This is a genomic window from Calothrix sp. 336/3, assembly GCF_000734895.2.
GTDB lineage: Bacteria > Cyanobacteriota > Cyanobacteriia > Cyanobacteriales > Nostocaceae > 336-3.
In genome coordinates, this window is record NZ_CP011382.1 from 5,079,763 (window position 1) to 5,091,533 (window position 11,771).

11 protein-coding genes are annotated in these 11,771 nt (G+C 40.8%); 2 read left to right on the forward strand and 9 right to left on the reverse strand.

What is annotated here, in order from left to right:
- Positions 1–33 precede the first annotated feature (33 nt).
- The gene (locus IJ00_RS21115) at positions 34–1,014 is read right to left on the reverse strand and encodes an aldo/keto reductase (RefSeq protein ID WP_035156383.1); all 981 of its coding nucleotides are present in this window, start codon (positions 1,012–1,014) and stop codon (positions 34–36) included.
- Positions 1,015–1,046: 32 nt separating this feature from the next.
- Complete coding sequence (locus tag IJ00_RS21120) at positions 1,047–1,583, reverse strand: universal stress protein (protein WP_035156385.1); 537 nt, start codon at positions 1,581–1,583, stop codon at positions 1,047–1,049.
- 786 nt (positions 1,584–2,369) lie between these two features.
- Between IJ00_RS21120 and IJ00_RS29235 the strand changes: the two genes are divergently transcribed.
- Positions 2,370–2,546 (forward strand): hypothetical protein, encoded by a 177-nt coding sequence (locus tag IJ00_RS29235; protein ID WP_168163516.1) that lies wholly within the window; start codon positions 2,370–2,372, stop codon positions 2,544–2,546.
- Positions 2,547–2,844: 298 nt separating this feature from the next.
- Here IJ00_RS29235 and arsS read toward each other — a convergent pair whose 3' ends face one another.
- The 7 genes from arsS to ychF form a co-directional block, all read right to left on the reverse strand.
- Entirely contained in the window at positions 2,845–3,846 is a 1,002-nt protein-coding gene (gene arsS / locus IJ00_RS21125) for an arsenosugar biosynthesis radical SAM (seleno)protein ArsS (protein ID WP_035156387.1), read from the reverse strand.
- 28 nt (positions 3,847–3,874) lie between these two features.
- The gene (gene arsM / locus IJ00_RS21130) at positions 3,875–4,843 is read right to left on the reverse strand and encodes an arsenosugar biosynthesis arsenite methyltransferase ArsM (RefSeq protein ID WP_035156389.1); all 969 of its coding nucleotides are present in this window, start codon (positions 4,841–4,843) and stop codon (positions 3,875–3,877) included.
- Between the two features lie 195 nt (positions 4,844–5,038).
- Complete coding sequence (locus IJ00_RS21135; RefSeq protein ID WP_035156391.1) at positions 5,039–5,713, reverse strand: response regulator transcription factor; 675 nt, start codon at positions 5,711–5,713, stop codon at positions 5,039–5,041.
- A 479-nt stretch (positions 5,714–6,192) separates the two neighbouring features.
- Positions 6,193–6,480 (reverse strand): Mo-dependent nitrogenase C-terminal domain-containing protein, encoded by a 288-nt coding sequence (locus IJ00_RS21140; protein WP_035156394.1) that lies wholly within the window; start codon positions 6,478–6,480, stop codon positions 6,193–6,195.
- Between the two features lie 380 nt (positions 6,481–6,860).
- Positions 6,861–7,721, reverse strand: a complete 861-nt coding sequence (locus IJ00_RS21145; RefSeq protein WP_035156396.1) for a 3'(2'),5'-bisphosphate nucleotidase CysQ — start codon at positions 7,719–7,721, stop codon at positions 6,861–6,863.
- 116 nt (positions 7,722–7,837) lie between these two features.
- Positions 7,838–8,707 (reverse strand): sugar kinase, encoded by an 870-nt coding sequence (locus tag IJ00_RS21150; RefSeq protein ID WP_371259652.1) that lies wholly within the window; start codon positions 8,705–8,707, stop codon positions 7,838–7,840.
- A gap of 243 nt (positions 8,708–8,950) precedes the next feature.
- Positions 8,951–10,042, reverse strand: a complete 1,092-nt coding sequence (gene ychF, locus IJ00_RS21155) for a redox-regulated ATPase YchF (protein WP_035156402.1) — start codon at positions 10,040–10,042, stop codon at positions 8,951–8,953.
- Positions 10,043–10,187: 145 nt separating this feature from the next.
- Between ychF and IJ00_RS21160 the strand changes: the two genes are divergently transcribed.
- Positions 10,188–11,651, forward strand: coding sequence for an aminotransferase class I/II-fold pyridoxal phosphate-dependent enzyme (locus IJ00_RS21160; protein ID WP_035156405.1), 1,464 nt, complete (start codon positions 10,188–10,190; stop codon positions 11,649–11,651).
- Positions 11,652–11,771: the final 120 nt, after the last annotated feature.

Sequence of the window (11,771 nt, forward strand, 5' to 3'; positions counted from 1 at the left end):
ATGAAGTTTTGCTCCCTACCCCTCTACCGCATCCTAGGTTGTTTGAAAAATATTCTGTACCATCACCTTATCCAACTTGCCTGCAACTATATCTAATTCCGCAACTTCGTTTGTATCTAAATACCAACCTAAGGCTCCAATGTTTTCCTGGGCTTGTTTTTGTGATTTGGCACCGGGGATGGGAATTGTTCCTTTACAGATACACCAATTAATGGCGACTTGAGCCATGGTTTTTTTACGAGCTTCAGCAATTTCTTGTAAGCATTCCAGAAGTGGTTGTACGCCAGATAACAGACTTTTGAATAAAAATCCTCGAATGCCTGGAGGTAATTTTCCAGTTGCAGAGTACTTACCAGTAAGGATTCCCAACGCTAAAGGGCTGTAGGCAATGATTTTGATGCCTAACTCATCACAAACATCCTTCAGTCCCAGTTGAGTTACTGGATAGGTGGACAACAAGGAATACTGGATTTGTAAAGTAGAAATGGGCACTCCAGCATCTGCAAATCTCTGGTATGCCCAGCGTAATCGCTTAGTACCGTAATTAGATAAGCCGACACCTCTAACTAAATCTTGCTGGTAGAGCTTTGCCAATCCGTCTAATAATGCTTTTTCCTGCCAGGGTGCATAATTAGCTGTAGACCAGTGCATTTGTGCTAAGTCAACTTTTCTCCCTAGGCGTTTGGCTGAGGCTTGGCAGGCTGATACCATGGATTGGGGTGTTAGTCTCCAGGGGTATGCTGCTAATTTGGTAGCGATATAAATATTGTCTTGATTGTTACCTTGGTATGCCTGACTGAATTTGCCTAAAAGTTGCTCACTACGTCCATTGAGTTTTCCTGTACCGTAGGAATCTCCTGTATCAAAGAGGCTAACGCCGTTACTGACGCAGAGATTAAACACTGCTTGTAGCTCTGTGTCCATACTTTGATCATATCCCCAGAGCAGGCGATTACCCCATGCCCAAGTACCGCACCCCATAGGTGGGAGAGTGAGTTTTTCCCTTGTTTGCATATTTCAGCCAATTGATGACACCTGTCTTAGTGTTATATAGTTGTGGCAGGTTCGGCAACTGATGTATTTTCTTGGGTGTTGGTTGTTGGGTATGGACCTTGGATTGTGAGGACGGAGCAGGATGCATGATGGAGGACGTAGTTACTAACACTACCAAGGAGTAATTCACTTAAACCTTTTCTACCTCGGCGACCGACAATAATTAAGTCAGCACCGTAATTTTGGGCAGCTTCACAAATGATATGTCCTGGTTCACCAAAGTTTTGGGTAAATTCTGTGGTGACTCCGTTGGCGATCGCCTCCGTACATAAACCGGATAAAAAGGCTAATCCCTCTTGTTTGAAGGTTTCCCATTCTCCCATATAGTAACTGACAGCTTCTGGGTGGAAGGTGGGGTAGATGGAGTTAGTCTGTAAAGACATAATTTTGGTATAGCGATCGTCAAAGGGGTCTAATACGTGCAGTATCATCACACTTGCGTCTAGTTTTTTGGCGACGGCGATCGCTTCGCTAAATACATGACGACCCATCTCTGAATTATCAATAGCGACTAAAACTTTGTCAAACATAGTTTTAAATATTTTAAGTTGTAAGTTTTTGATGACCTTTGCTCTTAGTGGTACATGGTCAATCTGGGCTAATTCTCATATAGACTATTGATGATTGACCTTAAGCTTGTCCCTAACTCCAATATAAATAGATATTCTTGTTATCTGCTCAATAAATAGAAAAATCTTTACCAGTAACTATTTTTATGAAAGTATTACTCTCAGCAATATGTCAATAGATTAAAATTTGTTTTATTCTCTTAGCATTCTCTACAAGCTTCTTATTAACAATCGCTATAATAGCCATGTAGAGGAGATTTATGCAGGCATTCAACAAAATTTATTGCCCGTCATCCAGAGGTAGAAATTTCATCCTGATTTGTGACAGTTCAATCGATTTTTATGGAAGTAGGGGATTCGGTAAATCCAGTTTATGTGGGTAGATTCTAATGGGGAGTTGGTGAATCTCAGAGCTTGATTTTTGTGATTAATTGCATACCACAAATTACAGTCGGGACTGGCGATAGAGCTATGCTCCGCCGAAGCGGCGATAGAGCTACGCTCCGCCAAAATGGCGATCGCCTAAGTAAATTGGAAGTTCTTGAGTCGAGAATTAGCTCGCAAACACATCTGACTTCCCATCCTCAGAGGAGGGCTTTCCACGAAATATACATACAACTGTCATCATGATTCTAACTTGTAATCGCATCGAATAGTGAATAGATAAGTGTGTACTTTCTTTAATATCTTGTTGCCCCTGTTTTTTATCCAAGTCACAACCTGTTAATCATAGGGGGTTGAAAAATTATGGCTAGCTGTCCTTCTTGTTCCGGAATTATGCTTCGTCACGTTCGTGGCTCCGATATTTATTGGTTCTGTCGCCACTGTTGGCAAGAGATGCCAGAATTTAGTAATACTAAAGATAGATTTAATCAACTTGTTAGTACAAGAAAAGTATCTCAAGTCGTGGTTCAAGCTGCCTAAGTTTTGCGTTTCATTGAAGTTCAATTATTATTGCCAATATTTCAGGGTAGATATCTTGAAATCACTCCAGAATCCGTTAACAATTATTGCCATGGTGGAAATACGTGATACTTCCTTCAGCTATTCAAAATAAAAACCGCAGATACATATGGTATCTACGGCTGTGGTGTAAGGAGACTTAACTGATATCATCATAGGTCAGAGATACTGCTAGTAGTTTCTCGTAACAGTTTTGGTAACAAGGAATTTTTCAGACAATACCGTTATGGAGTAGAAAGTACTCTACGGAGATGGGAATTTAGTCAATTAAAGCACCACCACAACTAGAACCACTCCCAGCAGTACAACCATAGCAGTAAGCAGCTGTTTGTACCTGATCAATTAAATCTAAGCTTCCACCTGCTAACAATTTACCTACAGTGAGAATCTCTCCATAGGAAGTTTTAGCAGGTAAATTCATCATTTGATTAAAATCACAATCATAGATATTACCCAGATAATCAACTGAAAGTTCATCACGACACATCAAATACGGGATTGTCTCTACATTAAAATGTGACTCTAGGAATTCCATATATGGAGCATAGAGTTTTTTCCTTTCTAGATAAAGCTTAGTTCTACCTACAGGTAGATTCGTAATTGTGAAAAGTTGATTAAAGACAATGCCAAAATGTTCTTGGAGGAATATTTTATAATCCTGCTCTAGTTTTCCCTGCTCAGGAGTCAAGCTAAATTTTTCACTGATTGGAAGTTGGGGATTATAAACTAAATCCACAATTAAATTTGGGTCACTACCATATCCCAATCTATTTAACCATTGTAAAGCTTGAATGGAAGCATCAAACACCCCTGAGCCACGCATTTTATCAACATTATCCGCTAGATAGCAGGGTAAAGAAGCCACAACTCGCACTTGATTATCAGCAAAATATTCAGGTAAATCACCAAAACCGTCTGCGAAATAAATGGTTAAATTTGACCTAACAATGATTTTCTTCTGGTTTTTTCTAGCTGCTGCAACTAGAGACTTAAAACCATAATTCATTTCCGGAGCGCCACCCGTCAAGTCTACAATTTGAATTTGAGGAAACTTGTGAATTATCTCAATTAATTGTTGACAAATTTCCGGTGACAACTCTTCTGTACGTTTGGGACTTGCTTCCACATGGCAATGATTACAAGCTAAGTTACACCGTTTACCCAGATTAATCTGTAAAACAGAGATAGATTTCTTTTTCAGAGGTAGAGATAGCTTGTGAGCAAAGGGAGTATGGTGAGTCGCTTTAGGAGTGGTTGTCATATCTTATCGGGAATTATCTCTACAAATATTAACAACAACCACCGCCATCATAATGCCAAGTGGAATCAGTTACAATAATTTCTTCTGGCATGATACTTGCAAGTTTAGCAGCAGTTTTATCACAAACAGCAGCAGGTAGACCTTTACTTAAAATATGCCCCGCTCCATCATCAAAGAATGATTCTTTGCCTGCATAAATAGCTGTTTTGCCTGTAAAAATACAAGCTCCATCCTCAGGAATAGGAACTTTAAAAGCCACAGAATCTAAACTTTCTAAAAGTAGGGATTTCTCTAAGTTATAGGTATGAATATCTAGAAGTCTATAGGGTCGTTTGGCGCGAATTTCTACTTGACCAAAACCAACATCAATGATTTGTTGAATATACTCTTCATAGGTAATTGCTCCAGATAAACACATTGCTCTCAATTGTTCATTTTCTCGCAAATGTTGGGGAATCGGAAAGGTAGCAATGGGGTCACTCATTTGCAATCTACCACCGGGTTTTAATACTCGATATGCTTCTTGCAGTGCTCGCTGTAAATCGACAGGTTCAAAAATGTTAAATAAGCAATTTTGAGCAACAACATCGACAGAATTATCTATAACTGGTAAATTAAAAGCATCACCTTCGCGAATTTCAACAAAACTCATATCAAACCAAGGGTTAATTTCAGCCGCAATTTGTAAGTTTTTGCTTGCAGCTTCTCGCATTTCCGCAACCGGTTCGACTGCAATTACCCCTCCACGACGACGGGTAAAATAGGCAAATTGTAGAGCTTCTAAACCTCCACCCACTCCTACATATAAAACAGTTGGCTCATTGACTAATTCTGTGGGATGAACTGTACTTCCGCACCCATAGTTCATATCTTGCATTTGCTGAGGAATATTTAATCCGGGGAGTTGTAAGGGTGTGGTTTGCACACAACAAAGTCCAATCTCCGGTGTTTGAGCAACTTCACTGTAGAATTGAGCAGCTGTTTCAAGATAAGTCATGGAAATTTTGAATAGGGTTGAGGTAGTAGGGAATGGAAAATTAGATAAGCAGCGAAAAATTTAGGGAATAGCAATCTCCCATTATTCATGATTCTTTCTTAATTAATCAATCCCTTTTTACCTAATTTTCCTCATCTAACCCTAGTTTGATGAATTTCTGCTGAGAAAATTCTGGGAATTAGCTAAGATTACCATCTATTCTTTTAGTACATAACCGACACCACGTACCGTCTGAATTAGACGCTTCTCTCCATTCGCTTCTAATTTGAGGCGAAGATAGCGAATATAAACTTCGATAATATTGGAGTCACCCATAAAATCGTAACCCCAAACGGCTTCGAGAATGCGATCGCGGGTGATGACTTGTCGAGGGTGAATCAGCAGATACTCCAATAAATCAAACTCCTTAGCTGTCAATTCGATTAATCTTTCTCCCCGATGTACCTCCCTGGTACGTTTATTTAACTTCAAGTCTTCAAACAGTAAAATGTCTAAATCTACTTCCTGGGTGCGACGTAAATGCGCTCTTACCCTTGCTAACAACTCTTCTAGGCTAAAGGGTTTGACAACATAATCATCTGCACCAGCGTCTAAACCTGCCACGCGATCGCTAACCTCATCCTTTGCTGTCAGCAAGATAATTGGAACCTGATCACCCGTACTGCGTAATCGCCGACAAATTTCCAAACCCGACAAACCAGGTAACATCCAATCTAAGATGACTAAATCAGGGTGGGATTCCCGTGCTGTAGTTAAACCTGTTAAGCCATCATTGACAACTGTCACCTGATATCCTTCATAGTTAAGTTCCAACTCAACAAAGCGAGCTAACTTAACTTCATCTTCTACCAGCAAAATGTGCGATGTCATAGACTTTGAACACATCAAATCGAATTAATATACAGTTATTGACAAAAAACTGGCTAATTATCTATCATTTTCTGCTCATCTTACATACATAACAGGCAAAAATACTGATAAGAATTATTGCACTATGTTTAATTGCCTAGGTACTGGATTCTTACGAAAACTATACCTAGGCAGGAAAATTAATTATTAAAAATATAGAGAATAGGAATCAGGCAATCATTGCCAATCTTATCTAGAGATATAGCTAAAAATAATACAGAGTTATCGATAACTGTGATGAACTTCAATCACTATAAAGCCCTGATTGCCAGTTTTGTCAAAATATTCTGGGAAATAGATTAATAAAATCTTTCGGAGCTTCTTGGCAACTGGAAGCGAATATGGGAGCAGTATAAAATTATGGCGCGGAATTATTCATCTTTGGAAATATGGATATAATTACCAATTTCATTGTACTTTTACTATTGCCATTTCTAGTTTTAGCAGTAGGCAGAGATATCTTCACCACATTCATCAGCTAAATAGCATAGAGCTTTGAAGCGCAATCCAACTACTTCTTCATAGAGAGGATTGAGTTTGCACATGGGGGGGATGTGAAAAAGTTTACACCCGAAAACTACGACATCTCTTTCAAAAGGACATTGAGCAGGGATGAGCTTACAAAGAAAATGAGCAAATTCTGGATTTTGAATCTTAGTAGACTCTAGCCATTGACGTAAAGGATAAAGAAAGTCGTAACGGTGTTGAATTTGAGTAAAGCTAGTCATATGTTTTCTCCTTTTTTTAGACTGGATGCCGAACCGATTCCCTGATGACTCTTAATATCTATTACGTTTTGGTTCAGCAATCTTATGCAGTTAATTTGTTTTTTAGGGAACACACTAAGCTACAAAGTCTAGGAGTAAAGTTCCGGATGCTTTGCTGATTCAGCTTCACATTCGTCTGACTTACCTTAAGAATTATCATCATCGAATGTCAGAAAATTCGCTTCACCCGATAGATTCACCCAAAGGGGTGTTGTCTTGGTGTTAATTCCCTTCACTTCCTTCAGGATGAGCGTAAATGCTGAATCTTTGATGAGGAGAGATTGACAGATACTTAAAATCTGTATAAGTAAACTGAGACAGAGGCAAGATTTTCTCTCATTTCATTCCTGGGGGGAGAAATTTTGCAAAATACTTTCTGCCGTATTACAGAGAATCTGATGATGTTCTCCATTACTTGCAAGTAAACCACCCCACTGGTTAATCTCTCCTGTGTTATACAGTAGGGGGCTACCATCAAAGTGAGTAAATTTACCACCAGCCTCTGTTAAAATTAGTTCTGGTGCGGCAATATCCCAATCCTTAGGGGCTGATTTTCCGGAAAGAGAAATATAAATATCTGCTTGCTGCTCAACAATTGTGGCAATCTTTCCACCCACACTACCAACTGATTTATGATTTTGACACGGTAAATTTGCTAACAAATGATTTAATCTCTGATTGCGATGGCTACGACTGACAACCAGGGTTAAATCTTCTAGAGGCTTGTCTGATGAAACTTTAAGAGGTTTAGTTGTACCATTAATGGTTTCCACAAAGCTGCCACCGTCTTTGATAGCGTAGTATATTTTTTCCGCTTCTGGGATTGCCACTACTGATAAAATGGGGCGATGCTCTTGAACAAGGGCAAGGTGAATTGCATACTCTCCAGTTTTTTCGATAAAATCTCTAGTACCATCCAAGGGGTCGATAATCCATGCCCAGGGTGTATGGTTTTGGGGAGACTGTCCTGTTTTGTATGTTTCCTCGGTTATATAGGTAAATTCAAGATTACCTAGCTCTGCTTGTAGACGTTGCAGAATGTGTTGATTGACTGCCATATCCGCAGCAGTAACTGGTTCATCATCTTTGTAAGTTGTGTTTAAATTTTTACTTTCAGTTCCGTTGTAGTAGGAGCGCAAGATATTTGCGGCTTCCCAAGCAACTGTGCGGGTGAGGGAAAGGATTTCTGGCAGGTTTGACATGGGTAGGGATTAGGGAGTAGGGAGAGACGCGATATATCCCGTCTGTACAGGAGGAGTGTGGGCAGGTGGATTATTTGTTACAGGGAAGGATTGTGCATGAATTGTTAACTCAATTACTACCCATCACCTGAATGTTGCATCCATTGACGAGTGCCAAAGTATTGACAGGAAAGGGCAGCTATTTTACTGGCAGATGCGAGGGCATTGGGGAAATTTTCTTGGAGAATGTAGTGACAAAAAGCACCATGAAAAATATCTCCGGCTCCTAGTGTATCAATTGTTGGTGTTGGACAAATATCTATTTGGGAGATTTGCCCGTGGTGGGAGTAGGTGATGGGTTTTTCTCCGTGGGTGATGGCAATGTGAGGAATTGGGAATGTTTGGAGGTAGTTGTATACGTCTTGTTCTGTGTGGCAATGGGGGGGATGGAAGTTGGCAGAACAGATGGCGTAATCAACATAGGGTAATATATTTTCAAATCCAGGTTTCCAACTACCCCCATCAATGACAATGGGAATTCCTTGATTTTTTGCCATGATAGCCATTTCTTGACTAACTACCATTTGATGTCCATCGATGAGGATAATATCGATATTTTCCAGAATATTTGCCGGAATGGTGGTGGTATTAGCTGGTGTTTTGGCAGCATTTAGGGAAATGACAGCGCGATCGCCACTACTTTGAGTCACAATAATTGATGACACTGGTGGTGGATAGACATGATTCGGTTCCAAGTCGGCGATCGCCACGCCATAGGCATCTAAATCTCCACGAATTAGCCCCGTTATTGGATGAGAACCCACAATACCTAAAATTTTGGCAAAATTACCCAAATAACTAAAAGTTACGGCGGCGTTGGTTGCTGGTCCCCCTGCGGCAACGGTGTAATCACTGGCGACTATTTTTTGATTCTCTTGAGGAGGAGATTCTGCTAGGTAAATAAAGTCAAGAGTCAATAAACCGACAAATAAACCATGTTTCATTATTCACTGAGGAATTAAGAGTCAATAAACTTCCTCAAAGAAGTTGGGAAAAGGTTACTAGGGAGTAAGGAGTAAGGAGTAGGGAGTAATGAGTAAGGAGTAATGAGTAATGAGTAAGGAGTAAGGAGTAGGGAGTAATGAGTAAGCTGGTATTTCTTACAAAACAGTAGGGGCGGGTTCACGATATATTCGTGAATGGTTGGAGCATATTTGTAAACCCACCCTTAGAAGTACGGATTTCGTGAGTTACACATTGAATCGGAATAACATCACATCACCTTCTTGCACAGTATATTCTTTTCCCTCACTGCGAACTAGTCCTTTTTCTTTAGCTGCACCCATAGAACCACAGGTGACTAAATCATTGTAAGCAACAGTTTCAGCCCGAATAAATCCTCGCTCAAAATCACTGTGAATCACCCCTGCTGCTTGGGGTGCAGACATTCCGGTGTGAATTGTCCAAGCGCGAGTTTCCTTGGGTCCTGTGGTAAAGTAGGTACGTAGACCGAGTAAGGCGTAGGTAGCGTTAATTAAGGATTTTAATCCACCTTCTTCCACACCTAAGGAAGCGAGAAAATCGGCTCTATCTTCTGCGGGTAATTCTACTAATTCTGATTCTACTTGGGCAGAGACAATTACTACTTGAGCATTTTCTTGGGCAGCAACTTCTCTGACTTTTTCCACAAAAGCATTACCTGTGGCTAAATCGTCTTCAGAAACATTTGCACCATAGATAATGGGTTTGCTAGTGAGTAACCCTAGGGGTTTAATTATCTCTAATTCGTCTGCATTCAAAGCAACTTGACGTACAGATTTACCCTCATTTAAAGCGGCAGCAATTTTTTCTAGTATGGCTATTTCTACCTGTGCTTCTTTACTTGTGCGTGCAAGTTTGCGAGTACGTTCAATGCGTCGCTCAATTTGTGATAAATCAGCTAAACCAAGTTCTAAATTAATTATTTCAATATCCCGTACTGGGTCAACGGAACCAGCGACATGGATGATATCATCATTTTCAAAACAACGCACTACTTGGACGATCGCGTCTACTTCTCGAATATGGGAAAGAAATTGGTTTCCTAAACCCTCACCCTGACTTGCACCCTTTACCAAACCTGCAATATCCACAAATTCTACCCGTGCAGGAATCACCTGTGCAGAACTGGAGATTTTCGCCAAAACATTCAGGCGATCGTCTGGTACTGCAACCACTCCGACATTGGGTTCAATTGTACAAAAGGGAAAGTTGGCAGCTTCAGCTTTAGCATTTGCCACTAAAGCATTAAATAAAGTAGATTTGCCTACGTTGGGTAGTCCGACAATACCGGCTCTTAACATTTTCGCTATATACTATTTCAAGTTTGCAGTCCAGAGGTTATCTTAACTGACTTGGGCACTCTGTTGTGTCATGAGATGTTATTTCGCAGAGATAGTCTTTCTTCGTTGAGATATAAATTAGTCTTGACCTTGATAAATTTGAAAAATGCTTAATCAAAAGCAAACACCCCTTTTAGATGCCCTGAAAGTCAACGCAGAGCGTTTTCATGCAGCTTTTTACACTCCTGGACATAAACAAGGGCGGGGAATTTCTCCCCAATTAGCAGAGATATTTGGTAGAGATATTTTCCGTCATGATTTGCCAGAGTTAGCGGAGTTAGATAATCTTTTTGCACCCTGCGGAGTTATCCAAGCAGCACAGGAATTAGCTGCTGCTCTATTTGGTGCTAGTCATAGCTGGTTTTTGGCGAATGGTTCTACCTGTGGAATTGAGGCGGCAATTTTAGCTACCTGTGGGGATGGGGATAAAATTCTTTTACCTAGGAATGTTCACTCATCAGCGATCGCCGGTTTAATTCTTTCCGGAGCAATGCCGATTTTTCTCAATCCGGAATACGACACCACCCTGGATATTGCCCACAGTATCACACCCCAAACCGTCGCCACTGCCCTAGAAAAACATCCTGATGCCAAAGCTGTGATGATGGTATACCCCACCTATTACGGTGTTTGTGGTGATGTGCAGGCGATCGCCAATATTGCCCATGAATATCATATTCCTCTGTTGGTAGATGAAGCCCACGGCGCACACTTTGCCTTTCATCCGGAATTACCCCTCTCAGCCCTCGCTGCTGGTGCAGACTTAACTGTACAATCTATCCATAAAACCCTCGGTGCTTTTACCCAAGCTTCCATGTTGCACCTTCAGGGAAATAGAATTAACCGCGATCGCCTACGTCAAGCTTTACAACTTGTCCAATCTACCAGCCCTAGCTATCTTCTCCTAGCTTCCCTAGATGCTGCTCGCCAACAAATGGCAATCTCTGGCAAAGAGCTTCTTACCCATACCCTAGAACTTGCTCACCTGGCTCGCACCCACATTTCCTTACCCTCCTTCTTTCCCCTAACTCCTGGCTCTTGCCTTGATTCGACTCGTCTGACTATCAATGTCTCCTCTCTGGGTATGACAGGTTTTGTCGCTGAGGAAATCCTGGATGAAAAATATGCTGTCACCCCGGAATTTGCCTCCCTAAAACACCTGACATTTATTATCTCCATCGGTAATACCCAGGAAGATATTCAACGACTCATTGATAGCTTGAGTAGACTTACCCAAGAATATGGTTCTGAAAAATTTACCTCCCAACAGCCGATTTTGTGGGAGAATCTTTTCAAGGTGGATGACTATGTGCAAATTTCTCCCAGAAGCGCATTTTTTGCCCCCCATCAGATATTACCTATCCGTGAAACAATTGGTCATATCTGTGCAGAAACCATCTGTCCCTATCCTCCGGGGATTCCCGTCTTAATGCCTGGGGAAGTCATTACCCTAGAAACGATAGAATATTTGCAGACAGTTAAAAATTGCGGTGGATTTGTCACAGGTTGTACAGATGGAACCTTGGCAAATATCAAAGTGGTGAAAGTTTATCAACGAGTGCCCTTATAATAACTTGCGACATAAATTGTGTATGCAGAAATTGGAAAATTCTCTTTCTCCCTGTTTTCTGCTGCCTTAGTTCTAAGTAGTCAACTCGACATACTATCACCCCTAGATTGGAGAGGGAGC

Excerpts from the sequence above, each read along its gene's own strand:
- IJ00_RS21145 (WP_035156396.1), bottom strand. The coding sequence starts at position 7,721 with ATGTCAAACCTGCCAGAAATCCTTTCCCTCACCCGCACAGTTGCTTGG.
- IJ00_RS21140 (WP_035156394.1), bottom strand. The coding sequence starts at position 6,480 with ATGACTAGCTTTACTCAAATTCAACACCGTTACGACTTTCTTTATCCT.
- arsS (WP_035156387.1), bottom strand. The coding sequence starts at position 3,846 with ATGACAACCACTCCTAAAGCGACTCACCATACTCCCTTTGCTCACAAG.
- arsM (WP_035156389.1), bottom strand. The coding sequence starts at position 4,843 with ATGACTTATCTTGAAACAGCTGCTCAATTCTACAGTGAAGTTGCTCAA.
- IJ00_RS21135 (WP_035156391.1), bottom strand. The coding sequence starts at position 5,713 with ATGACATCGCACATTTTGCTGGTAGAAGATGAAGTTAAGTTAGCTCGC.
- IJ00_RS21160 (WP_035156405.1), top strand. The coding sequence starts at position 10,188 with ATGCTTAATCAAAAGCAAACACCCCTTTTAGATGCCCTGAAAGTCAAC.
- ychF (WP_035156402.1), bottom strand. The coding sequence starts at position 10,042 with ATGTTAAGAGCCGGTATTGTCGGACTACCCAACGTAGGCAAATCTACT.
- IJ00_RS29235 (WP_168163516.1), top strand. The coding sequence starts at position 2,370 with ATGGCTAGCTGTCCTTCTTGTTCCGGAATTATGCTTCGTCACGTTCGT.
- IJ00_RS21115 (WP_035156383.1), bottom strand. The coding sequence starts at position 1,014 with ATGCAAACAAGGGAAAAACTCACTCTCCCACCTATGGGGTGCGGTACT.
- IJ00_RS21120 (WP_035156385.1), bottom strand. The coding sequence starts at position 1,583 with ATGTTTGACAAAGTTTTAGTCGCTATTGATAATTCAGAGATGGGTCGT.